Source organism: Flavobacterium pisciphilum (assembly GCF_020905345.1).
GTDB classification, from domain to species: Bacteria; Bacteroidota; Bacteroidia; order Flavobacteriales; family Flavobacteriaceae; genus Flavobacterium; species Flavobacterium pisciphilum.
Window position 1 is genome coordinate 4,517,509 of the sequence record NZ_JAJJMO010000001.1, and the last position, 23,683, is coordinate 4,541,191.

Annotated in this window: 21 protein-coding genes; 7 read left to right on the forward strand and 14 right to left on the reverse strand. The window is 33.4% G+C overall.

Features of this window, described 5'->3' with window-relative positions; translation table 11 throughout:
* Positions 1-316 precede the first annotated feature (316 nt).
* Positions 317-1,393, forward strand: coding sequence for a peptide chain release factor 1 (prfA, locus tag LNQ49_RS19150; RefSeq protein ID WP_229990612.1), 1,077 nt, complete (start codon positions 317-319; stop codon positions 1,391-1,393).
* A 126-nt stretch (positions 1,394-1,519) separates the two neighbouring features.
* Here the strand turns inward: prfA and LNQ49_RS19155 are convergent, their stop codons facing one another.
* On the reverse strand, positions 1,520-2,287 hold the full coding sequence (locus LNQ49_RS19155; RefSeq protein ID WP_229990613.1) for an AraC family transcriptional regulator: 768 nt from the start codon (positions 2,285-2,287) through the stop codon (positions 1,520-1,522).
* A 92-nt stretch (positions 2,288-2,379) separates the two neighbouring features.
* Here LNQ49_RS19155 and LNQ49_RS19160 point away from each other — a divergent pair, with 92 nt between their 5' ends.
* Complete coding sequence (locus tag LNQ49_RS19160; RefSeq protein WP_229990614.1) at positions 2,380-3,513, forward strand: multidrug effflux MFS transporter; 1,134 nt, start codon at positions 2,380-2,382, stop codon at positions 3,511-3,513.
* A gap of 195 nt (positions 3,514-3,708) precedes the next feature.
* On the opposite strand, the gene LNQ49_RS19165 is transcribed toward LNQ49_RS19160, so the two are convergent.
* The 10 genes from LNQ49_RS19165 to LNQ49_RS19210 all read right to left on the reverse strand — a co-directional run bounded on the left by LNQ49_RS19165 (position 3,709) and on the right by LNQ49_RS19210 (position 10,006).
* Entirely contained in the window at positions 3,709-4,041 is a 333-nt protein-coding gene (locus LNQ49_RS19165; RefSeq protein WP_229990615.1) for a hypothetical protein, read from the reverse strand.
* A gap of 33 nt (positions 4,042-4,074) precedes the next feature.
* The gene (locus tag LNQ49_RS19170) at positions 4,075-4,425 is read right to left on the reverse strand and encodes a hypothetical protein (protein WP_229990616.1); all 351 of its coding nucleotides are present in this window, start codon (positions 4,423-4,425) and stop codon (positions 4,075-4,077) included.
* A gap of 39 nt (positions 4,426-4,464) precedes the next feature.
* Positions 4,465-4,734 (reverse strand): YtxH domain-containing protein, encoded by a 270-nt coding sequence (locus LNQ49_RS19175; RefSeq protein ID WP_229990617.1) that lies wholly within the window; start codon positions 4,732-4,734, stop codon positions 4,465-4,467.
* Between the two features lie 37 nt (positions 4,735-4,771).
* Entirely contained in the window at positions 4,772-4,924 is a 153-nt protein-coding gene (locus LNQ49_RS19180; protein WP_229990618.1) for a lmo0937 family membrane protein, read from the reverse strand.
* A 92-nt stretch (positions 4,925-5,016) separates the two neighbouring features.
* Positions 5,017-5,670 carry a porin family protein gene (locus tag LNQ49_RS19185; protein ID WP_229990619.1) on the reverse strand — a complete coding sequence of 218 codons (654 nt, stop codon included), beginning with the start codon at positions 5,668-5,670 and terminating at the stop codon, positions 5,017-5,019.
* A gap of 58 nt (positions 5,671-5,728) precedes the next feature.
* The gene (locus tag LNQ49_RS19190; RefSeq protein ID WP_229990620.1) at positions 5,729-6,235 is read right to left on the reverse strand and encodes a DUF4142 domain-containing protein; all 507 of its coding nucleotides are present in this window, start codon (positions 6,233-6,235) and stop codon (positions 5,729-5,731) included.
* A gap of 192 nt (positions 6,236-6,427) precedes the next feature.
* Positions 6,428-8,215, reverse strand: a complete 1,788-nt coding sequence (locus LNQ49_RS19195; RefSeq protein WP_229990621.1) for a sensor histidine kinase — start codon at positions 8,213-8,215, stop codon at positions 6,428-6,430.
* 10 nt (positions 8,216-8,225) lie between these two features.
* Entirely contained in the window at positions 8,226-8,675 is a 450-nt protein-coding gene (locus tag LNQ49_RS19200) for a response regulator (protein WP_229990622.1), read from the reverse strand.
* 11 nt (positions 8,676-8,686) lie between these two features.
* Positions 8,687-9,241, reverse strand: a complete 555-nt coding sequence (locus tag LNQ49_RS19205; RefSeq protein WP_229990623.1) for a helix-turn-helix domain-containing protein — start codon at positions 9,239-9,241, stop codon at positions 8,687-8,689.
* Positions 9,242-9,532: 291 nt separating this feature from the next.
* Entirely contained in the window at positions 9,533-10,006 is a 474-nt protein-coding gene (locus LNQ49_RS19210) for a Dps family protein (protein WP_229990624.1), read from the reverse strand.
* A gap of 160 nt (positions 10,007-10,166) precedes the next feature.
* On the opposite strand from LNQ49_RS19210, the gene LNQ49_RS19215 reads away from it, so the two are divergent.
* The 4 genes from LNQ49_RS19215 (at position 10,167) to LNQ49_RS19230 (ending at position 16,098) form a co-directional block, all read left to right on the forward strand.
* A complete protein-coding gene (locus tag LNQ49_RS19215; protein WP_229990625.1) occupies positions 10,167-12,350 on the forward strand; it encodes a DUF5723 family protein in 2,184 nt (727 codons plus the stop codon).
* A gap of 113 nt (positions 12,351-12,463) precedes the next feature.
* Positions 12,464-13,282 carry an orotidine-5'-phosphate decarboxylase gene (gene pyrF, locus LNQ49_RS19220; protein WP_229990626.1) on the forward strand — a complete coding sequence of 273 codons (819 nt, stop codon included), beginning with the start codon at positions 12,464-12,466 and terminating at the stop codon, positions 13,280-13,282.
* 130 nt (positions 13,283-13,412) lie between these two features.
* On the forward strand, positions 13,413-14,210 hold the full coding sequence (locus LNQ49_RS19225; protein WP_229990627.1) for an ABC transporter substrate-binding protein: 798 nt from the start codon (positions 13,413-13,415) through the stop codon (positions 14,208-14,210).
* Between the two features lie 394 nt (positions 14,211-14,604).
* On the forward strand, positions 14,605-16,098 hold the full coding sequence (locus LNQ49_RS19230; RefSeq protein WP_229990628.1) for a catalase: 1,494 nt from the start codon (positions 14,605-14,607) through the stop codon (positions 16,096-16,098).
* Positions 16,099-17,033: 935 nt separating this feature from the next.
* On the opposite strand, the gene purU is transcribed toward LNQ49_RS19230, so the two are convergent.
* The 3 genes from purU to LNQ49_RS19245 form a co-directional block, all read right to left on the reverse strand.
* Positions 17,034-17,888, reverse strand: a complete 855-nt coding sequence (gene purU / locus LNQ49_RS19235) for a formyltetrahydrofolate deformylase (RefSeq protein ID WP_229990629.1) — start codon at positions 17,886-17,888, stop codon at positions 17,034-17,036.
* A 91-nt stretch (positions 17,889-17,979) separates the two neighbouring features.
* On the reverse strand, positions 17,980-18,705 hold the full coding sequence (locus tag LNQ49_RS19240) for a DUF4197 domain-containing protein (protein WP_229990630.1): 726 nt from the start codon (positions 18,703-18,705) through the stop codon (positions 17,980-17,982).
* Between the two features lie 256 nt (positions 18,706-18,961).
* Entirely contained in the window at positions 18,962-19,531 is a 570-nt protein-coding gene (locus tag LNQ49_RS19245) for a hypothetical protein (RefSeq protein ID WP_229990631.1), read from the reverse strand.
* A 722-nt stretch (positions 19,532-20,253) separates the two neighbouring features.
* On the opposite strand from LNQ49_RS19245, the gene LNQ49_RS19250 reads away from it, so the two are divergent.
* Positions 20,254-23,682 carry a methylmalonyl-CoA mutase family protein gene (locus tag LNQ49_RS19250; RefSeq protein ID WP_229990632.1) on the forward strand — a complete coding sequence of 1,143 codons (3,429 nt, stop codon included), beginning with the start codon at positions 20,254-20,256 and terminating at the stop codon, positions 23,680-23,682.
* Position 23,683: the final 1 nt, after the last annotated feature.

The window sequence follows — 23,683 nt, forward strand, 5'->3', positions numbered from 1 at the left end:
AGCTGATGAAAAGCATTTTTATATTAATTGTCAAACGTAACTACTTATAATTCATGTTCTTTACTGAAAACCGTAAACTGACTTAATTTTTTGAAAAAGTTTCTAGCCCTGATAGAAGGGAAAATCCTTTTGTGCCTGTCCCGATAGCTATCGGGAGGAACAAAAGATTGTAATGGATAGCAGGAATAGGCTCCTAAAAAAGAGTATAATTGCAGTAAATACCTTGGAGAAATTGGGGTTAAAAAACTTGAAAGTTGAATGATAGAATTTTAAACAAAAATTTTGTAATTTTGCACTCCATAAAAGGATACACAAAATGTTAGATAGACTTCAAATAGTAAAACAACGTTTCGACGAGATTTCTGATTTAATCATCCAACCGGATGTTATTTCGGATCAGAAGCGTTATGTGCAATTGAATCAAGAGTACAAGAGCTTAAAAGCATTGGCAGAAAAACGCGACGAATACGTGCTTTTGTTGGCTAATATAGACGAGGCTAATGAGATAATTGCAGATGGTAGCGATGCCGATATGGTTGAAATGGCCAAAATGCAATTGGACGAAGCTAAGCAGCGTTTACCTGAACTAGAGGATGAAATTAAATTTATGTTGATTCCTAAAGATCCAGAAGACGCCAAAAACGTAATGGTAGAGATTCGTGCAGGTACGGGTGGAGATGAGGCTAGTATTTTTGCTGGTGATCTTTTCCGTATGTACACTAAATATTGTGAGAACCGTGGTTGGAGAACTTCGGTTGTAGATATGAACGAGGGAACTTCAGGAGGATTTAAAGAGGTAATTTTTGAAGTTACTGGTGAAGATGTTTACGGAACATTGAAGTTTGAGGCTGGTGTTCACCGTGTACAACGTGTTCCACAGACAGAAACTCAAGGTCGTGTGCATACATCGGCAGCTACAGTTATGGTTCTTCCAGAAGCTGAAGAGTTTGATGTACAAATTGACATGAACGATGTACGTGTTGACTTTTTCTGTTCGTCAGGACCTGGTGGACAATCGGTAAATACAACTAAATCGGCTGTGCGTTTAACGCATATTCCAACTGGTTTGGTGGCTCAATGTCAGGATCAAAAATCACAACACAAGAATAAAGATAAAGCGTTAAACGTTTTACGTTCTCGTTTATACGAACAAGAATTGGCCAAAAAAGAGGCTGAGGATGCTACTAAGCGTACTTCGCAGGTGAGTTCTGGTGACCGTTCGGCTAAGATCCGTACGTATAACTATGCGCAAGGTCGTGTAACAGATCACCGTGTTGGACTTACTTTATATGATTTGGGTAATATCATGAATGGTGATATCCAAAAGATTGTAGATGAGTTACAATTGGTAAACAATACAGAGAAATTAAAAGAAGCTAGCGAAGTATTCTAATTTAAGAAGCTACTTTTTTAAGATTATATAAATGCCTGACAAATTTTTGTCAGGCATTTTTTTATGCCTTTAATTTTAGAATGTAATGAGATGTTGGGCGGAGTAAGGTGCTTAGAGATTCAACTATTATTGGAAATATTTGTTGGGAGTTTCTTTCATGTATTTTTTAAAAAATTCAATAAAAGCACTGTCGCTTGAGAATTCTAAATCGTGGGCTGTTTCTCCAACATTTCGCCCTTCGGCAAGTAGTTCAATCGATTTGTGAAGCCGCCATTGCTGTCTCCATTCCTGATACGACATTCCTGTTTCTCTAGAGAATATGCGAGTAACGGTTTTTTCGCTTAATCCAATTTCTGAGGCTAATTGTTTAAGAAAAGGAGGTATTGCCTTGCCCAGATTCCAATGTTCGATATGGCGGTTTAGTTTTGAGGTTTTAGGCAGTATTAAAGATAGATTCTCTTTTGTACTCCCGTTTAATTCCTCGAAGAAAAGAGCCAAAGTGTTTTTTTGTAAGTCAATTGGCATATCCCAATTCCATAGCGAAATACGCTCAATCAATTGTTTAAGTAGCTCATTGATATTCATAATTGCTACTTGGTTTGGTAGTTCTGGAAAATGACTAATATCAAAATATATAGAACGATACATGGCTACATTTCGTACTATAACTCTATGGCTGCAATTTGCGGGAATCCATGCAGCCATTGTTGGAGGGAGGATATATTGATTGTCGGTAGTATTAAATGTCATGCACCCGCTAGGGGTATAGAGAAGCTGAGCTTTATTGTGCTCATGAAATCCAGAATCATGGGTTGTGAAATCTGATGCAATACCTATCACTGGAGCCTGTATTTCATCCGGATTAAAATAATTTTCTTTAGATATAAATGCCATCTGTCCTTATTTTTATGTTTTTAGTCTAAATATCATTAACAAGATAGGTAAAAGTTTATTCAATTTTGCAAAAAATAATAATAAACTAGATTATGAATAAAAAAACAACTTTAATACTGTTGACATTATTAATAATGTTTCCTCAGTTTGTAGAAACAATATATAGTCCTGCGTTGCCTCAAATAGCTTCTGAGTTTAGGGTTAATCATCAAGAAGCTTCTCGTACTATATCGCTTTATTTTATGGCTTTTGCTATTGGTGTTGTCTTTTGGGGAATTGCCTCTGATGTAATTGGTAGGCGTAAAGCGATGATTTATGGATTGGCTATTTATGGCCTTGGAACTATTCTGGCTTTGTTGTGTACTGATTTTACTATTTTGTTGATTGCAAGATTAATTGCTGCATTTGGTGCTGCAGTCGGATCAGTAGTAACACAAACAATACTAAGAGATCTTTATGATAAAAAAGAGCTAACAAGGGTTTTCTCTATTATGGGTATTGCACTTTCTGTAAGTCCTGTTGTTGGGCTCTTAACGGGTGGAATCCTTGTAGGTAATTATGGGTATGCTGGGGTGTTTTTGATGCTTTTGTTTTTAGCTGTTCTATTAACCATACTAACTTTGAAATTTTTGCCTGAAACAAAAAAAGAAACTTGCATTAAGCCTGATTTTATAGGTGTTTTTAAAGAGTTGCTTTGTGATAAATCAATTTGGTTATCGGTGTTCTTGGTAGGTTTTTTTAATATTATGTTTTTTAGCTATTATTCGTTAGCTCCCTTTATTTTTGAGCAATTGGGATTGAGTTCTCTTCAATTTGGATACAGCGGAATCGTATTGGCTTTTAGTTCTTTAATAGGTGCTTTGGTTAATAAAAAACTGATTTATCGACAGGTTCAATCGTATGATATTATCTTAATTGCAGCTTTTCTTACCGGAATAGGAGCGGGTAGTGTATTGCTACTTAAAGATAGCTTGTGGTTCTTGATAGGAGTGATGTTTATTGTTATAGCTTTTGGGATGGCAATACCTAATATATTGAGTCTGGCATTACTTAAGTATAAAAATGTAACTGGAACAGCTGGATCATTTTTTGGGTTAATGTATTATACACTGATAGGAATTGGTCTAGTTATTTCGGGATGGCTCCAAGATCTTGGCTTGGTATTGAGTATAGGTGCTTTGTTGTTGATTTTGCTAGCATTAGCATACAAAAGAGGTAATAGGTAGGATTGTGAATACTCTTTGATATAAAACAAAAAAAAGCTAAGTATGAGATTCTTAGCTTTTTGGGTAACATTACTAATTGTAGGTATAAAATATATAGTGAGAGCATTTACTCAATTAATCGTTTATGATGTAAAACGTATAAAGAAGTAATATACTATGAGAATACTTTTTTAAAATGAATTAAAGTAGTTGTTTTCAATGGGTTGCTGTTCTTTTTGAAATGAAATTGGTTACTGCTAGTTGAAACATCGAGCCCAAAAAGCTTGTTACCTTGTTGCGGGTGCTTCCTATAAGTATCTTTTTGGATAAATATCCAGCTCCAATACTAAAGATAGATTTAAGCAAATTGCTTTTTATATCGATGCCATCATTAATTTCCTCTAAGGTGTTTTTAATTATGTTTAAAGGTTTTAAATCTTCCTTTAAGTCATGAAACTTCTCTTTTAAATCAATCCATTCGGCTTCTTGCTGATTTTTTAATTGTAAAATCATCTGATTTAAATCATCGGTAGCGTTATTGGTTTTCATAAGAAATTGGTTTTAAGATTAATTTCAAGACATCTAATCTCTTTTTTTTAATAAAAGCGAAATTATGATGTTTCCAATTGGTCCCTTAATCCATTTGTCTTGCTTTTTATACAATACGATGGCAAGGATTAAATAGGCAAATGCTAATATGAAAAAGCCATAATAATATTCGCCCAAGAGCTTGCCAATTAATAAACTAAGTCCAACATTTAAGAATAAACTAAAAAAAGCAACAACAATAGCTATGATGATTTGCGATGTTAACGATGAAAGAACATCTGCGGATACTGATACCGATTTAAGTTTTAATAATTCAAAACTTGTTTTGGTATAATTCTCGGCTTTATCAAAAAGTGTATCTGTTGTTGTTGCTTTAGTTTCCATAGTGTTGTGTTTTGCTATTAAAAAAAATCACAATTCTTCTTAATTAGTTACGTGTTCGATTCCGTCGCTAACTTCTTCTTTTGCATTATTGTATTTTGCTTTTCCTTGATTCATAAGCTCTTTTCCATTTGTAGAGATAGTACTTACAATATGGTCTAGTTTTCCTTTGAAATCGTCTTTGTAATCTTTGCTTTTATCAGCTATTTTTTTTCTAGTTTTTGATCCTTTATCTGGTGCAAACAATACTCCTAATAATGCTCCAGCAGCAGCTGCTCCAATAATTCCTAAAATGGTGTTACTCGTTTTCATAATATTTGTATTTAATGTTTAATAATGTAATTTGTTTCTAAACTTCTTTGCCTTTAATTAATCTTAGAAGTACTGCGATAACTGCAATAATTAATAAGATGTGGATAATACTTCCTAGACTGTAAACAAAGAAACCTAAGGCCCACAGTATAACTAAAATAACGGCAATGGTGTATAATAAATTCGACATGGCATTTATATTTAAGGGTTAATAATGGGGGATGCGTAATCTAGTTTAGGATATGCCCTAAATAAGGTTTTTTGAAAATTAGCCTCTTGAGGTTAGTTTAACTTATAGGAAACATATAAACTTAAATTACTGTTTTTTGCATCAGGAAAAGTATAAGAGGTTCCTAAGAAACTGCGTTCTTTTCCTACAGTAGTTAATCCGTAATTGTAGCGTAATCCAATGCTTAGAGGATCAAAGTCTACACCGACACCAGCAGATAATCCGGCATCAAAGCGGTTGAAATCATCAGTATTTATTTTTTCTTCAAAATCAAATGCACTACCAGCATTAGACTCGTTGGTAACTTTGCCATCTACTAAATAAGAGGCATAACCACCTACATGGATATTGAAGTTTTGTGTTAACTTGAATTTTACCAGTAATGGTACTTCGATGTAGTTCAGTCTAAAACGACCTACTCCGTTTACAAAATCACTGTTGTATTCAAGTTCAGCTCCCTTTGTGGTATATAGTATTTCGGGTTGTATGAAGATATTATCAGAGATAGGGAATGCAGCATAAAATCCGGCATTGAAACCATATAAAGCATTTTTGTCATCGACATCACCAGAATATAGGTTGGACATATTTACTCCTCCCTTTATTCCAAATTCAACTCCAACGGGAGCGCTTTGGGCATTTAAAATTCCGAAAGAGGCTGAAATAAATACGGTTAGGGCGTATAATAATTGGGCTTTGTTTTTCATAGTTTTTAATTTTATGGCTTAGACATTAATTATGGGGGTACTATTTAAAAAAAAATCATTATTCCTTTTTCAGTGCTTTCGATTCGTCTAGAAAGCGGTATTGAGTTGGCAAATATTTTATCGATAGCTTGATGATATCGGTATCATTTGTCTCTCTTGTTATCGATTTTAGCAATTCAATCTGGTCGCTAATAGATTCGATTATTAAATCAATATATGCTTTGTCAAAATTGGCTTTGGTAGCGTCTATTAATGAATACAAATCATCGTTAGATTCTTTCTCATCGGTATTTAAAATAACGATTAGTTTTTGGTTAGCCATTTTGGTTATTTCATGAAGCAATTCATTTTGATTAGTTTCTATTTTACTGCTTAAGCTTTTTATCCTTTTATCTTGGCATTTTTGTTGTGCAATTTGACTTTTTGAAATTATAGCTTTACTAATATTTGCTGTTGCTATTAAAAAGTAAGCATCAATTTCTTCTGAATTATTATTTAAAAAAACCTCATTATCAGGGGCTTTCTCAAAAGCCTCATTTTTTTTACATGACAGTATAGTCGTCATAATTGTAAAGACAAAAATTGCTTTAATAAGCAAAGATTTAGAGGATAATACAGTGTAAATTTTCACTTCATAAAAGTTTATATTACAAAGATGCAACCGATATAGAACTTTTGCCTTACAGCATAAAAAAGAATCGTTATATAATTCCCATAATGTGAATTATATAACGATAAATGATAGTTTTTTTAAGGATTATTCGGGAAGAAAAATCGTAAAAATGGAGCCTTTATCCGGTGTACTGTCGGCTACGATATGTCCTTTGTGGTTTTCGACAATTTTTTTGCAGATTGCCAATCCAATTCCAGTTCCAGGATATTCATCAGTCTTTGAGTGTAGACGCTGGAATAATACAAAGATGGTTTCTTTAAATTGGGGATCAAACCCCATTCCGTTATCAGCAAAAGTAATTTTATAATATTTCTTTATAGACTGTTCAAGTAAATCGGGGAACTCTTTAGAAGTAATTTTTTCGCAAGAGATATTAATTTCAGGAGAAACATTTGGCTGGCTATATTTTAAAGAATTGCTTATTAAGTTTATGAATAACTGCTCTATTTGATAAGGAATAACCTTTAGTTTGGGCAGTTTATCCGATGTTATAACGGCGTTTCCTTCCTGAATTATTTCAGATAATTCTAGTTTTACTTTTTCGAATAAATCATTCAAATTCGTTTTTATAAACTCCTTCTTGGTCGTATTTGTTCTAGAAAAGAGTAGCAGGTCATCAATTAAAATGCGCATTCTCTTGGCTGAAGCATCAATTTTTATGATATAATTTTTTCCGCTCTCAGATAAAGAGTTCATGTCATTATCAGAAATTCTGGAAATGAATGTTTGAATTTTTCTAAGAGGTTCTTGCAAGTCATGACTCGCAACATGGTTAAACGAAGCTAGTTCTTTATTGCTTTTTTCAAGTTCTTTATTACGTTCATATATAGCAATATTCTGGAAATGCTCTTCCGTGATATCAAAAGTAATTCCTAATATTATTTTATTTCCTTGCTCGTCTATCAATAGTTTTCCGATGGATTTAAAATGTCTGATGTCTCCGTTTTTTCGAATCGCCTTATAATAAATAAGCGGAAGCTGCTTGTGATTGATAATAGCCTGCATGGAGTTTGCTATTGCTCTTTTGTCTTCAGGATGTACAAATTCTAAAAAGCTTTCTTTCTCAGGTACAAATGAGTTTGGAGGATATCCTAACAAGCGGTATTGGTTGTCAGAGTAGACAATTTTGTCGGTTCCTAGATCCCATTGCCAAGTGCTAAAAGCACCAATTATCTCAGATTCGGCCATAAGCCTGCTAGAGATTAGAAGCTTTTTGTTGAAAATTTTCAAGCGGTCGATATCATTGCTAATCTGTCTATAAGAAAGTAGAATAAACGAAAGTGCTACTAAAAAAAGGGATATAGAGAAGAAAGGAGTTAATGAGATTTCGCTTTGGTAAATTTTTTGCCTTTTCTGTAAAATCTCTTTTTCAACATCGTTCATTTCATCTATCTGAAAACGAATATTCTCCATTACAATTCGACCACCAAACATACAGTTGTCGAGTTTCCTTTTGTCATAGGTTTTCTCGTTGCTGTATTTTAATGAGCCTTCAAGATAGGTGTAACGCTGGATAATTAAATCGAATAGATTTTTAAGATTTTGTTGCTGCTTAGGATTATCAGTAATTAATTTTTTTAGCTTGATAAAGGATCTGTTGACTTTATCACGAGAAAAAAGGTAAGGTGCAAGAAAGCGGCTATTTTTGGTTATTATATAGCCTCTTTGCCCCGTTTCTGCATCTTTTACAAACGATAGTAATCGTTCTAATTGAATGTTTATTTCGTAGGTATGCATCATTAACTTGCTAGAATTCTGCAAGTCACGATTGTGTTTGTAAGATACCGACGTAATAAATAATAAAATAAATATCGATATTGCAAAAATAATCCTCAACGTAAGTGGGGAATTAAAATTTGGTATCAACTTCATCCGGTTTTAATTATTTTAAGCGTAACAAAAAGGTATCACGGTTCAAGCCCGAAGTGTGATAATGCCAGTTTAGAGTTACAACTTCATTAATTATTTTCTTTAAAGCATCAAAGCTGCTTGGTTTTTTAATATAAATATTTGCTCCTTGTATAAAAGTATCTTCTATATCTTCTTCTGATGAAGAGGTGGAGTAAATTGCAACAATCAAATGTTTTAAATGCTCCGTTTTTTTTATTTCCATCAAACATTCTTTGCCTGTTTTTTTAGGCATATTTAAATCTAGGAATAAAATATCGGGTAAAACTGTTTCAGGATGCATCAAATGCTCCATCAACTCCATACCATCATGTGCAAATTGTACTTTAGTCTGTATTTTTACTTCTTCAAAAGCATCTTTGAAAAAAAGGCGATCATCTTCATCATCATCCGCCAGTAAAATATGTAATGCGTTTTTTTGCATTTATTATATAGTTATTTTAAATTTTCGCGTCGTTTCTTTATAATTCTCTGGAATGCCGATGGCGTAATCCCTGTTGTATTCTTAAACTGTGTACTTAAATGTGCAACACTAGAGTAATTGAGTAAAAACGCAATTTCTGTCAAGCTCATTTCATTTATAATGATGAGATGTTTGGCTCGTTCAATTTTTTGCAAAATGATGAAATTCTCAATAGATGAATAGGTAACTTCCGAAAATACATTCGATAAGTACCCGTAGCTATGATTTAATTTCTCGGCCAAATAAACAGAACTTTTTAAATTGCTTCCGTTTTCATCCATAAAAACCATCTCAATAATGGCATCTTTTATTTTTTGTACCAGAACACTCTTTTGGTTCTCTACAATTTCTAGGCCAAAAGGTTCTAAATCATTTTTCATGCAATCTAATTCTTCCGATGTTAGGTTTTTATCTAATTCAATTTCTCCAAAACCTAAAGCTGTATAATTTATTTGTCGCTCATTCAATTTCTCTTTTAAAAATTGTGAGCAAACAGTATTAATATCAAACTTAATAAATAACTTCATTGTTTAAAAAATATTGCTAAAGATAAATAAAAAAACATTGATAAATAGGGGAATAAATAGTAATAAAATTAGGGGAGCTGTAAGTGCATATTAGCCAAGATTAGCTACTTATTTGAGCAAAAAAATACCGCCTAATTTTTTAATTAGACGGTAGGATAGTTGAGGTAAAAGAGAGAGGTGAATCTGAAATAATTTTATGTAATCCCTCTTTTTTATGTTTGTTATTTGTTGTGTGTTAATGTGTTATTGATTTGGGTTAAATGAATTGTATAATTCCTACTTTAATGAAAATTAACTCAAATAGCGTCTTATTATCCAAGACATTTTTTCGTGTTGTTCTAGTAAACCCGTTATAAAATCGGCAGATCCTATATCGTGATTTTCATTTTCAAATACAGGAATATATTTTCTAAATTCGGTAATAAGTTGTTCGTGGTTGCCTAATAATTCGCTCAGCATTTCTTTTTGCGAAGGGTACATATTAGGGAATTCTTTTAGTGTCGAATTACCAATAAATTCGGTCATGGTTCCAATTGTTTTCTCACCAAGCAGATTAATTCTTTCGGCTACTTCATCAATGATTGTTTCTAAAATGCCATATTGGTTTTCAAATAATTTATGCAATTCCATGAAACTGTTTCCCGATATATTCCAGTGAAATTTTCTTGTTTTTACATACAATATCATTTCATTTGATAGGATTGAGGTTAAGATGTCGGCGCTTTTTTTTAAATCTTTGGGAGATATTCCTATATGTGGTTTCATGCAAATTCTAATTTTAAGGGTATTCTTCAAAATTAAAACCTTGCTTATTTTTTTGTCTTACATTATTTGTAAAAGAAGTTATATTAATTCAATGTTGAATACCTCATAATTGGGCAATTATTGTAGTTTTGCCGCCAATTTAATTTTAAACCCAATTTGAATGAAAAAACAACTACTTATTTTATTACTTTTTATTACTTCTTTAGCAGCCAATGCCCAATCATACACAGGGTATTTTCATGATAATTATGCGGGTGTACAAAGTGTGCTTTTTAATCCTGCTTCTATAGCCGACTCTCGTTTTAAAACAGATGTTAATTTGTTTTCTATCAGTGGCTCGGTACAAAATGATTTGTATGGGGTTCGTCTTTTTGATGTTTATAAAGACGGGTATGATTTTAATAGTCAAGCTAAAATTACTACATCTAATTCAAATAATGGTCTTGCTAATTTTGATATTATGGGACCCTCTTTTATGTTTAATATTGCACCAAAACATACCTTAGCAGTATTTACAAGAGCAAGATCAGTAAGTAATGTTAGAAACATTAACGGATATCTTGTAGATCAGGTTAAAGATGGTTTAGACCAATCAGGTGATTTTAATTTTAACGCAGGTAATGTAAATGGAGCTTCAAATACTTGGGCAGAATTAGGTGTTTCTTATGCAGCTGTTTTGTATCAAAAAGACCAACATTTCTTAAAAGGAGGTTTAACTGCTAAGTACTTACAAGGTGGTGTAAATGGATATATTCATGGAAATGATGTTAAAGTTATTTATGTTGAAAATGCAGCTGATCCTAAAGCGGGTGTTCTAGCTTCTACAGGAGAAATTACTATAGGTGCAAGCCAGGATTTTGAAGCTAATGAAAAATATGATTTTGATGAAAACTCAAAAGGATTTGGATTTGATTTTGGACTTGTTTACGAGTGGAGACCAGATTATGATACATACGATGTAAGCAAAGCAAAACCTACAGATAATAATTTTAGAGATTTAAATAAGTATAAAGTACGTTTTGGATTATCTGTTACAGATATTGGATCTATAAATTATAGAAACGCAAAACAAGATACTTATAATGTTACAGGAGTAGTTACGCAACAAATGATTGATGATGCAGGTAACTTATATGATTTTTTAAATGATAACTACACTAAAACGTCAAGCTCAAAAGGAAGAAAAACAAATTTGCCTACTGCGCTTCATGCTGATGTAGATTGGAATATGTATAAAAAATTCTATCTTAATCTTAATGGTGATATTAATATGGCTAATGCCGATAAAATTAATGCGGTTACTATTGCCAATAGAGTAAGCTTAACGCCTCGTTACGAAAGCAGATGGTTTAGTTTTTATGTGCCAATGACTTGGATGGAATACAGCGGAATGCAAGTAGGTTCAGGAATTAGAGTAGGAGCTTTCTTTATTGGATCTGGTTCTATACTTACTAATTTGGTTTCAAAAGAATCAAAAGGAGCAGATTTTCACCTAGGGATGAAAATTCCGGTTTACCAAAAGAAATTTAAGGATACCGATGAAGATGGCGTTTTAGACAAAAATGATGCTTGCAGAAAAGTAGCTGGTCCAGTAGAGAACAATGGTTGTCCATGGCCAGATGCAGATAAAGACGGTGTTTTTGATAAAGACGACGCTTGTCCAAATGTTGCAGGTCCAATAGAAAATAAAGGATGTCCTTGGAAAGATTCAGATGGAGATACCTTATTAGACAATGTTGATGCTTGTCCAAGTGTTGCAGGTCCAGTAGAGAATAAAGGATGCCCTTGGCCAGATACAGATAAAGATGGCGTTTTGGATAAAGATGATGCTTGTCCAGATGTTGCAGGATTAGTAGAAAATAAAGGTTGCCCAATTTTAGATGCAGACAAAGATGGTATTCCAGACAATGAAGATGAATGTCCTTTACTTGCAGGTCCAATAGAGAATAAAGGTTGTCCTGAAGTTTCTAAAACTACATTAGAGCAATTAAAATTAGAAGCAAAATCAATCTTCTTCGAAACAGGTAAAGCAACTTTAAGCAAAGCTAAAAAAGAAGAAACATCAAAAAGATTAGAGGCTATCAAAGAAATTCTGAAAAATTATCCAAATGCTAAGTTTGCAATTAATGGACATACAGACAATGTAGGTAATCCTAAATTCAATCAAAAATTATCTGAAACTAGAGCAAAAGCGGTTAAGGATTATTTGATTGCCAAAGGAGTTCATTCAGCTAATTTAACATCTCAAGGATTTGGAGCTTCAAAACCAGTTAAATCTAATAAAACAGCTGCTGGAAGAGCAGAAAATAGAAGAACAGAAATTGTTTATCTAGGCAATTTGTAAACCAAGCCGAATATAATAGTAAAAAGCCATTCTTAATTGAGTGGCTTTTTTTATTTTTGCATACTTTCTAAAAAGAATTATTTATTATGAATTAGAAGGCTAAAAAAACAAGCATGACTACACAACAACTACACGAACAAATTCTTTTAAAAAAATCATTTTTATGCATCGGTTTAGATGTCGATTTAACTAAAATTCCAGAACATCTTTTAGAGACAGAAGATCCTATTTTTGAATTTAATAAAGCTATAATTGATGCTACCCACGATTTGGCCATCGCCTATAAACCGAATACTGCTTTTTATGAAGCATACGGAATAAAAGGATGGTTGTCGTTGCAAAAAACAATTAACTATATAAACGAGAAGCATCCAGATATTTTTACAATTGCCGATGCTAAACGTGGCGATATAGGTAATACATCAAGTATGTATGCCAAAGCTTTTTTTGAAGACCTAAAATTTGATAGTGTAACTGTTGCACCCTATATGGGAAAAGACTCGGTAGAGCCTTTCTTGGCTTTCGAGAATAAACACACAATAATGTTGGCGTTAACGTCAAATGAAGGTGCATTCGATTTCCAGACATTACTTACCAACGGTACAGAATTATATAAACAAGTTTTAGAAACTTCTAAAACATGGAAAAATAGCGAAAACTTAATGTACGTAGTTGGAGCGACCAAAGCCGAATATTTTACCGAAATCCGTAAGATTGTTCCAGACAGCTTTTTGCTAGTTCCAGGAGTAGGCGCTCAAGGCGGAAGTTTATCAGAAGTATGTAAATACGGAATGAATGACAAAATAGGATTGCTTATTAATTCCTCTCGTGCCATTATCTATGCATCTAAAGGAACTGACTTTGTAGAAAAAGCAAGGGAAGAAGCCTTAAAAATGCAACAAGAAATGGAAGCCATTATAAGCAATAAATAAAATTTAAGTCTTAGTTTTTAGTATACAGTCTCAGTTTTCAGTCACAGTGTAAACTGGGACTGAAAACTCTATAAACTGTAAACCGCGACTGCTAACTGCTAGCTGCGACTGAATACTGTAAACCGCAAACATGAAACAACTAACGGATCAAATTGGTACATTACATTCTTTTGAAACCGCTCCAAAACGAATTATCTCGCTTGTTCCTTCGCAAACTGAATTACTCTATGATTTAGGTCTTGAAGATAAGATTGTTGGAATAACGAAGTTTTGTGTGCATCCGTATCACCTAAAATCAACTAAGAAAATGGTTGGTGGAACTAAAAAGGTGCATTACGAAAAAATCAGATTACTGAATCCGGATATTATCATTTGCAATAAAGAAGAGAATACAAAGGAGATTGTTGACAAACTATCAGAGATATGTCCAGTTTGGGTAACCAATATACTGACTGTAGAAGATAATTTTCAGATGATTACCGATTTTGGGCAATTGTTTAATTGCAGAACCGAAGCACAAAAATGGAATGATAAATTGGCTTTTGGATTGCAAGATTTTAAAACTTTTATAAAAGACAAGCCATTTAAAAAAGCAGCTTATTTTATCTGGAAAAATCCTTTTATGGTAGCAGGTTCAGATAATTATATAAATGAGTTATTAAAGCTGAATCATTTTACAAATATATATCTTGATAAGGGGCGTTATCCTGAAATTGAACTTAAGAAAATGCGTTTAGAGGGTGATCCCGATGTCGTTTTATTGTCCTCAGAACCTTATCCGTTTAAGGAAGAAGATGCTTTTGAGATTGGACGATTTACACATCATGCTAAAACCGTTTTTGTAGATGGTGAAATGTTTTCGTGGTATGGAACCCGATTGCTAAAAGCATTCTCCTATTTTAAGCAAATGCACGAGCGCTTGCAATAATTTACTTTTAAACATTAATTTAGATAAAGAATTTCCTAACACTTCGCAATAGGAATAGGGCTTTGTATGCTTTAAAATAGACGAAACTATAAGGCAAAAAGAAGCCGGCATCTAACCAGATGCCGGCAATCATTTAACTAACCAAAACCAAAATAATAAATAACCAGTTTATTACTCTACAAAGGTCAGACATAAGTCAATCTTATGCTGTTAAGGTTTTGTTATTACTTTGTTGTACATAAGTTAACTTTTTTTGATTACTTTTAAGAATGGATAGAATGTAGTAATTTAATACTATTCAATAGTATATTGCTATCGTAATATAAAAACAATCAATTTTGTTTATAGATACAAGTGCGTTATCTTTGAATATAATCATTAAAATTTGTTACTTATGGAATCGAAAGACAAACTTACCACAGCAACAGGAACACCTGTACCAGACAATCAAAACATAATGACAGCAGGACCACGTGGTCCAGTATTATTGCAAGATTTTTGGTTTTTAGAGAAAATGGCACATTTTGACCGAGAGGTAATTCCTGAAAGACGAATGCATGCCAAGGGATCTGCTGCTTACGGAACATTTACTGTAACTCACGATATTACTCAATATACTAAAGCTGATATCTTTTCTGAAATAGGAAAGAAAACTGACATGTTTGTTCGCTTTTCTACAGTAGCTGGTGAAAGAGGTGCTGCCGATGCAGAAAGAGATATTCGTGGTTTTGCCATGAAGTTTTATACCAATCAAGGAAATTGGGATTTAGTAGGAAACAATACACCAGTATTCTTCTTCCGTGATCCAATGAAATTTCCGGACTTAAATCACGCTGTAAAACGGGATCCTCAAACAAATTTAAGAAGCGCTGATAACAATTGGGATTTCTGGACACTACTTCCTGAAGCATTACACCAAGTAACAATTGTAATGAGCGATAGAGGTATTCCTAAATCATACCGTCAGATGCACGGATTCGGAAGTCATACCTTTAGTTTTATCAATGATAAAAACGAAAGACATTGGGTTAAATTTCACTTTGTAACACAACAAGGAATCGAAAACCTATCTGATGAAGAGGCTGCAAAACTAGTTGGAAACGATAGAGAAAGCCACCAAAGAGATTTATTTGAGGCTATCGAAAGAAAAGATTTTCCAAAATGGAAATTGTCTGTGCAAATCATGACAGAGGAGCAAGCCAAAACCTATAAATACCATCCATTTGATTTAACAAAAGTTTGGTTAAAAGGAGATTTTCCACTTATTCCAGTTGGAGAATTTGAATTAAATAGAAACCCAGATAACTATTTTGCAGAAGTAGAGCAAGCAGCATTTAACCCTGCTAATATAGTTCCAGGAATCGGATATTCACCAGATAAGATGCTACAAGCGCGTTTGTTCTCTTATGGAGATGCACACCGTTATCGTTTAGGAGTAAATAACGCTCAAATTCCTGTAAATGCAGCCAAATGTCCTGTAAATAGCTTCCACAGAGATGGCGCAATGCGAGTAGATGGAAATTACGGAAGTAAAAAACATTATGAGCCTAATAGCTTTGGAAAATGGCAAGAACAACCAGAATACAAAGAACCGCCACTATCAATTCATGGTGATGCATATGCTCATAATTTTAGAGAAGATGATAACGATTATTTCTCTCAACCAGGAAAATTATTCCGCTTAATGACGGATGATAAAAAGCAATTTTTATTCAAGAATACTGCAGCACAAGTAGGAGGAGCACAAAAGTTTATTCAAGTAAGACACATTCGTAACTGCTTTAAGGCCGATCCAGCTTATGGAGAAGGTGTTGCAAATGCATTAGGAATGACAATGGATGAAGTAAATAATTTTAACGACCCAAGATTATCGATAGAAGTGAGGTAGTTTTTTTGGAGGTGCTAAGTTGTTAAGGTTTTGAGTTTCTAAGGCTCAAAGTAGCAAAGGCTCAAAGGTGCTAAGTTACTAAGGTTCTGAGTTTCTAAGGCTCAGAGAAACAAAGGCTCAAAGCAACAAAGGTTCTGAGGTGCTTAGTTACTAAGGTTCTAAGAGTCTGAAAGCAGAACTGTAAATAGGCTACTCTATGTTTTTCTAGTTGAAAGGCTCAGAGTTACAAAGGCTCAAAGCAACAGAGGTCTAAGATTATCTAAAAATAAAACCCGACAGTTTTCTGAAAGCTGTCGGGTTTGTTATTTTTATTTTTTATTGAAGGTTCTAAGTTGTAAAGTTTCTGAGGTTCTAAGATTTTGAACGAAAAGGTTCTAAGTAGTTGAAAATTAAAGTTGTTTTGGAATTCGCTAAATCCGTAAGCTAAAAAAATAAGTTCAAAAATTAAAAAACTCAGCAACTTGTTGACTCAGAACCTTAGCAACTCAGAATCTTAGTAACTAAAATTTAAAAAATTCTGCGTGCCAAAAATTAAGTTCAAAGATTAAAAAACTCAGAACCTTGTTGACTCAGAACCTTAGTAAATCAGCATCTTAGCATCTTAAACTTAAAAAAATCTGCTAAATCTGCGTGCTAAAAAAATAAGCCCAAAGATTAAAAACTCAGCACCTTAGTAACTCAGCATCTTAGTGTCTTAAACTTAAAAAAATCTGCTAAATCTGCGTGCCAAAAATTAAGTTCAAAGATTAAAAAACTCAGAACCTTGTTGACTCAACACCTTAGTAACTCAGCATCTTAGTGCCTTAACCTTAAAAAAATCTGCTAAATCTGCGTGCCAAAAAATAAGCCCAAAGATTAAAAAACTCAGCGCCTTAGCAACTCAGCATCTTAGCACCTTAACCTTAAAAAACTCTGAACCTCTGAGCCTTAGAATCTTAAGAAAAAACCACTGTTTTATTGCTGTACACCATTGTTTTGCGCTCAGCATGTAATTTGATGGCTCTTGCCAGTACGATACGTTCTAGGTCACGGCCTTTCATGATAAAATCATCTATCGAATTGACGTGAGACACACGAGCAATATCTTGTTCGATTATCGGACCTTCATCTAATTCTTCAGTTACATAATGACTGGTCGCTCCAATAATTTTTACCCCTCTTTTAAAAGCTGAATGGTACGGTTTAGCACCAGGGAATGCAGGTAAAAAAGAGTGATGGATATTAATGATTTTGTTTTCGTAAAGCGCAATTAATGCAGGAGTGATAATTTGCATGTAACGCGCTAGGACAATAAAGTTAATGCCATATTTCTTTAGCAATGCAATTTGTATTTTTTCACCCTCTTCTTTAGTGTCTTTGGTAAACGGAACACAGTGAAACGGAATGTCAAAACGCTCAGCAATCGCTCTTAAATCATTATGATTACTAATTATTAGAGGAATTTCAACTCCCAACTCATCGGCACTATAACGCCCTAGAATATCAAATAAACAGTGATCGTATTTAGAAACAAACAACGCCATTTTAGGCTTTTGTTCCTGATTGTATACCTCCCATGACATCTGAAACTTGGCTGCAATAGAGTCGTTAAAATCAGTTTTTATATCCTCAATGGCAATATTGCGATTGGTAAGTTCGCATTGCAATCGCATAAAAAACACATTTTGCTCCACATCAACATGTTGGTCAATGTAGGTAATGTTTCCTTCTACTTTTAAGATAAAGTTAGTCACAGCAGCAATAATACCTTTTTGGTCTTTGCAGTGAATAAGAAAAGTTATTTTTTGCATTTTAGTTTTTTGGTTAGTTGGTTAGCTGTTTATTTGTTCAATCGTTTTTATTGTGATTTGTAGTCGACAATAAAAACGATCAAGCATAAAATTATTTTTTATCCTGCATTGCAAATACTTTTTTCAATAAAGGAGAAGTTCTAGAGCTTATATCTGTTCTAATAGTTTTTTCTTCTACGGCAATCATTTTAAAAACACCAGCAAGGGCTTGGTTAGTAGTGTAATCCGTTAAATCAGGATTAACTTTCTTTACAAATGGGATATTATTGTATTTAGCAATAATGTTCGACCAGATTGCATCGGCACCAACTTTACTAAAGGATTCTTTAATAACAGGGTTAAATTTGCTGTATAATGAAGTAGTGGTGCTAGATTGTAAATAGGTTGTTGCAGCACTTTCATTACCCAATAAGATAGTTTTAGCATCATTAATCGACATGTTTTTTACAGCCGAAACAAATATAGGAGTAGCCTCTTTTACAGCATCTTCAGCTGCACGATTCAATACCTTAATACCTTCATCAGCAAGAGACGAAAGCCCGATTTTTCGTAAAGTAGCATCTACTTTTTGCAATTCGTCAGGCATTAGGATTTTTACAGCTTCATTTTTATAAAATCCATCAGTAGCCGTTAACTTTGTTACTTGTTTAGATATTCCTTTGTCTAAAGCTTCTTTTAATCCCGAAGCGATATCAACACCGCCAAGACCAAGACCAGATATTTTTGAAGATAGTTGAGGTAATTTGTTTAGCGTTTGTTGCACTTGAGCATAAGATGTAATAGAGAATGCCAGTGTTAAAAGTAAAATCTTTTTCATTAAATAGTATTTTTATAAGTTTCAAAAATACTACTTATTCAAAAATAAAGCCACAATTTTATTTTAGGAGCAGAAACATTTTGTTTCATTAGTAACATAGTTCCCGCTGTGCATTATATCCGCGCCCCAAAAAGCGCGGGATGCCATTCCCATCGGGGCTAGAGAGGGAAGATGGTTTTGTATAAATGCGAAAACGTGAAATGTTAACTGCGAGATGCTAAAAGTTAAATGTGAAAAGTGATATGTAGTGACATCATTAACTTTGGCTAGTATTTGGATATGTTTTTCCCTTATTTTTTATGTGAGTAATAACTTCTCCTGTAATGGCATCAATTTCGAATCTTTCTTCTGGTATTCCATGAGGAATAAATTCACGTGGAATACGAACTTGATATTGCATTATTTGAGGATTTCTAGAAACAGATGCTACACAATTGTCGTTTTTAATTTGATCTAGTTTATCCATTAGGTCAATATCATACTCCATTTTCATTTTTTGTACCAAATCTTGCCAGCTAAACTTATAAGGTTTATCAGTATTTATCTCCTTAATAAGGGTTCCGTTTTCATTGTATTCTCTTCTGAAACCGATGATGCAATCATAAAAACTTACTATTTCTCTTGTAATGTTTAGTGTGTTTTTATCATACATATACCTTTCTTTTATGGGAGTATTTAAGCGAGTAATTGTTTCCTGATAGGAATCTTTGTTCTCGACAAGGTAGGTTTCGATAGTATCTCCATTATTATTTATTTGGATATATCGACAATAGGTATTGTTGCCTTTTTTATGTTTATTAAATGCTTTTAAATCGAATTTTTTCATTTGTGGTATTTTTGAAATTGCTATTTCTGGTATAGCAAGAGACATTGTTTTTGTATTTTATATATAATTTATTGTCCATAAAACAACATCAGTTTTATGAAGCATTAGGTTGATTTTAAATTTTGAAAGCAAATATTTTTATTAATTATTATTGATGCCTATATAAGTTTTATACCTAAATAGGTCATGGTACTATTGTTCTTAGCTTTGGGTACTAAATACAAAATCAGTTCGCAATAATAGTACGACGGGGGGAGTCGTATTGATATAAATTTTATTCTTAGTCTAAAATGTTTTTTTGATTTTCTTCTAATTTTCTCATTGTAAAAGAGAAGCTATGTTTTTTGTTTTATCTGTACTATTTCTATTTGTTATTTAAGCATATTATTGTTGAATCTTTTAGGTCATAAAATTCTCTTTACCTTATTTTGATGAAAAACGATCAATTAAGATAGTTGATTCATATATTTATAAGAGAGTAGTTTAATACGACATACTAGATGAAATATTGTTTTTTGTGATATTATTATGATAGAATTAACTAGTTATCCCTAAAATCGATACAAATATATGAGAAAAAACTCATGAAATGAAATTTATATTTTTTAGTGCATGTCTTAAGATTATTTTAAATAGATTTTTTTTAATAAGGTTTAAAACTAGATTCAAGAATCATTAAATTTTTTTGTAAATTGCTCTCCTAAAATTATCATATTCTCAAAATGGAACCACAAATACCTTATATTCCTAAAAATAAAGTAAGAATTGTTACCGCTGCATCACTTTTTGATGGACATGATGCGGCAATAAATATAATGCGCCGTATTATTCAATCCACAGGAGTTGAGGTAATTCATTTAGGTCACGACAGAAGTGTTGAAGAAGTTGTAAACACAGCTATTCAGGAAGATGCAAACTCAATTGCTCTAACTTCTTATCAAGGTGGTCACAATGAGTATTTTAAATATATGTATGATTTGCTTCATGAAAAAGGAGCTGGGCATATCAAAATTTTTGGTGGAGGTGGAGGAGTGATTTTGCCAAGCGAAATTGCTGAATTACATGAATACGGAATCACGAGAATATATTCTCCAGATGATGGACGTTCTTTGGGATTACAAGGAATGATTAATGATTTGGTAGAGCGTTCAGATTATCCTATTGGAGATAAATTGACAAACGAAATCGATCATATCGAAGATAAAAATCCAACAGCAATAGCACGTTTGATTTCAGCAGCAGAGAATTTTCCTGAAATTGCAAAGCCTGTTTTTGATAAAATACATCAAAACAACGCTAATTCCAAAATTCCAGTACTAGGAATCACAGGAACTGGTGGAGCAGGAAAATCTTCATTGGTAGACGAGTTGGTACGTCGTTTTTTAATCGATTTTCCAACAAAAACTATCGGAATAGTATCAGTAGATCCATCGAAACGTAAAACAGGAGGAGCACTTCTAGGAGATAGAATCCGAATGAATGCTATTAATAATTCTAGAGTTTATATGCGTTCGTTGGCAACACGTCAATCAAATTTGGCTTTGTCTAAATATGTTGCCGAAGCGATTCAGGTTCTTAAAGCGGCTAAATATGATATTATCATTCTAGAAACTTCAGGAATTGGTCAGTCAGATACAGAGATTATGGATCATTCAGATGTTTCATTATATGTAATGACACCAGAGTTTGGAGCAGCAACACAGTTAGAGAAAATCGATATGCTTGATTTTGCCGACTTAGTAGCACTTAATAAATTTGACAAACGTGGGGCACTAGATGCAATACGTGATGTAAAAAAACAATACCAACGCAATCATAATCTATGGGATAAAAATCCTGATGATATGCCTGTTTTTGGTACAATTGCTTCACAGTTTAATGATCCGGGGATGAATACGCTGTATAAATCTATCATGGATAAAATTGTCGAAAAAACGGAATCGGACTTAAAATCGACTTTCGAAATCACTCGTGAAATGAGCGAGAAGATATTCGTTATTCCGCCACACAGAACGAGATATTTATCAGAAATTGCAGAGAATAATCGTAAATATGATGAAACTGCTTTGTCGCAACAACAAGTAGCACAAAAATTATACGGTATTTTTAAAACCTTAGAATCAGTTTCGGGTAAAGTTCCAGTAATTACAAAAGCAGGAATCGATGATTTAGGTGGGGCAGACGAGAAGAACGAAAACCGTGTTTTCTTAAACCTTTTACATAATCAATTTGATAAAGTAAAAATGGATTTGGATCCCTACAATTGGGAGATGATCTTGACTTGGGATGAGAAAGTAAATAAATACAAAAATCCTGTTTATAGCTTTAAAGTTAGAGATAAGGAAATAAAAATAGCAACACATACAGAAAGTTTGTCACACCAACAAATTCCGAAAATAGCTTTGCCTAAATACGAAGCATGGGGAGATATCTTACGTTGGTGTTTGCAAGAAAATGTTCCGGGAGAATTTCCGTTTACATCAGGTTTGTATCCTTTTAAACGTGAAGGCGAAGATCCGTCACGTATGTTTGCAGGAGAAGGAGGACCAGAAAGAACAAACAAGCGTTTTCATTATGTAAGTGCAGGATTGCCAGCTAAACGTTTATCGACAGCTTTTGATAGTGTGACTTTATATGGTAATGACCCCGATGTACGACCAGATATTTATGGTAAGATCGGAAATGCTGGAGTTTCTATTTGTTGTTTAGATGATGCTAAGAAATTATATTCAGGTTTTGACTTAGTTCATGCTTTAACATCAGTAAGTATGACTATTAATGGACCAGCGCCAATGCTGCTTGGATTCTTTATGAATGCAGCAATCGATCAGCAATGTGAGTATTATATTAAAGCGAATGATTTAGAGAAAGAAGTAGAACAAAAAATCATCAAATTATACAAAGAAAAAGGAATCACAAGACCTAAATACCAAGGCGATTTGCCAGCGGGGAATAATGGTTTAGGGTTAATGCTTCTTGGAGTTACAGGAGATGAGGTTTTACCGATAGAAGTTTATAATGAGATAAAAGCAAAAACACTTTCACAAGTACGTGGAACTGTACAAGCAGATATTCTTAAAGAAGATCAGGCACAAAATACCTGTATTTTCTCTACTGAGTTTGCTTTGCGATTAATGGGAGATGTTCAGGAATATTTTATCACGCAAAACGTTCGTAATTTTTACTCTGTTTCTATCTCAGGATATCATATTGCAGAGGCAGGAGCCAACCCAATTACGCAATTGGCATTTACACTTTCTAATGGTTTCACTTATGTAGAATACTACTTGAGCCGCGGAATGAGTATCAATGATTTTGGTCCAAACTTATCATTCTTTTTCTCAAATGGAGTAGATCCAGAATATGCAGTTATTGGACGTGTAGCACGTAAAATATGGGCAAAAGCCATGAAATTAAAGTATGGTGCTAACGAAAGAGCACAAATGCTTAAATACCATATTCAAACATCTGGACGCTCATTGCACGCGCAAGAAATAGATTTTAATGATATTCGTACAACGTTACAAGCATTATATGCTATTTATGACAACTGTAATTCATTGCATACTAATGCATATGATGAAGCAATTACAACACCTACAGAAGAATCAGTTCGTCGTGCTATGGCAATACAATTGATTATTAATAAAGAATTAGGTTTAGCTAAGAATGAAAACCCAATCCAAGGTTCATTTATAATCGAAGAATTAACGGACTTAGTAGAAGCAGCTGTTTTACAAGAATTCGACCGTATTACAGAGCGTGGTGGAGTTCTTGGAGCAATGGAAACAATGTACCAACGTTCAAAAATACAAGAAGAAAGTTTGTATTACGAGACTTTAAAACACTCAGGACAGTTCCCGATTGTAGGAGTAAATACGTTCTTGAGTTCAAAAGGATCTCCAACAGTTATTCCAGCTGAGGTTATTCGTGCTACCGAAGAAGAAAAACAATATCAGATTGATATGCTAGACAATTTGCATGAGTTCCATAAAGAATCTGTAAAAGATCATTTAAATACTTTGCAAGAAGCAGCTATCAAAAATGAAAATTTATTCACTCACTTAATGGAAGCAACCAAAGTTTGTTCACTTGGTCAAATTACTTCAGCATTGTTTGAAGTAGGAGGGCAGTATAGAAGGAATATGTAGA

Bases quoted from the DNA above. Each gene is read 5' to 3' on its own strand.
- prfA (WP_229990612.1), top strand. From the start codon at position 317: ATGTTAGATAGACTTCAAATAGTAAAACAACGTTTCGACGAGATTTCT.
- LNQ49_RS19155 (WP_229990613.1), bottom strand. From the start codon at position 2,287: ATGGCATTTATATCTAAAGAAAATTATTTTAATCCGGATGAAATACAG.
- LNQ49_RS19160 (WP_229990614.1), top strand. From the start codon at position 2,380: ATGAATAAAAAAACAACTTTAATACTGTTGACATTATTAATAATGTTT.
- LNQ49_RS19165 (WP_229990615.1), bottom strand. From the start codon at position 4,041: ATGAAAACCAATAACGCTACCGATGATTTAAATCAGATGATTTTACAA.
- LNQ49_RS19170 (WP_229990616.1), bottom strand. From the start codon at position 4,425: ATGGAAACTAAAGCAACAACAACAGATACACTTTTTGATAAAGCCGAG.
- LNQ49_RS19175 (WP_229990617.1), bottom strand. From the start codon at position 4,734: ATGAAAACGAGTAACACCATTTTAGGAATTATTGGAGCAGCTGCTGCT.
- LNQ49_RS19180 (WP_229990618.1), bottom strand. From the start codon at position 4,924: ATGTCGAATTTATTATACACCATTGCCGTTATTTTAGTTATACTGTGG.
- LNQ49_RS19185 (WP_229990619.1), bottom strand. From the start codon at position 5,670: ATGAAAAACAAAGCCCAATTATTATACGCCCTAACCGTATTTATTTCA.
- LNQ49_RS19190 (WP_229990620.1), bottom strand. From the start codon at position 6,235: ATGACGACTATACTGTCATGTAAAAAAAATGAGGCTTTTGAGAAAGCC.
- LNQ49_RS19195 (WP_229990621.1), bottom strand. From the start codon at position 8,215: ATGAAGTTGATACCAAATTTTAATTCCCCACTTACGTTGAGGATTATT.
- LNQ49_RS19200 (WP_229990622.1), bottom strand. From the start codon at position 8,675: ATGCAAAAAAACGCATTACATATTTTACTGGCGGATGATGATGAAGAT.
- LNQ49_RS19205 (WP_229990623.1), bottom strand. From the start codon at position 9,241: ATGAAGTTATTTATTAAGTTTGATATTAATACTGTTTGCTCACAATTT.
- LNQ49_RS19210 (WP_229990624.1), bottom strand. From the start codon at position 10,006: ATGAAACCACATATAGGAATATCTCCCAAAGATTTAAAAAAAAGCGCC.
- LNQ49_RS19215 (WP_229990625.1), top strand. From the start codon at position 10,167: ATGAAAAAACAACTACTTATTTTATTACTTTTTATTACTTCTTTAGCA.
- pyrF (WP_229990626.1), top strand. From the start codon at position 12,464: ATGACTACACAACAACTACACGAACAAATTCTTTTAAAAAAATCATTT.
- LNQ49_RS19225 (WP_229990627.1), top strand. From the start codon at position 13,413: ATGAAACAACTAACGGATCAAATTGGTACATTACATTCTTTTGAAACC.
- LNQ49_RS19230 (WP_229990628.1), top strand. From the start codon at position 14,605: ATGGAATCGAAAGACAAACTTACCACAGCAACAGGAACACCTGTACCA.
- purU (WP_229990629.1), bottom strand. From the start codon at position 17,888: ATGCAAAAAATAACTTTTCTTATTCACTGCAAAGACCAAAAAGGTATT.
- LNQ49_RS19240 (WP_229990630.1), bottom strand. From the start codon at position 18,705: ATGAAAAAGATTTTACTTTTAACACTGGCATTCTCTATTACATCTTAT.
- LNQ49_RS19245 (WP_229990631.1), bottom strand. From the start codon at position 19,531: ATGAAAAAATTCGATTTAAAAGCATTTAATAAACATAAAAAAGGCAAC.
- LNQ49_RS19250 (WP_229990632.1), top strand. From the start codon at position 20,254: ATGGAACCACAAATACCTTATATTCCTAAAAATAAAGTAAGAATTGTT.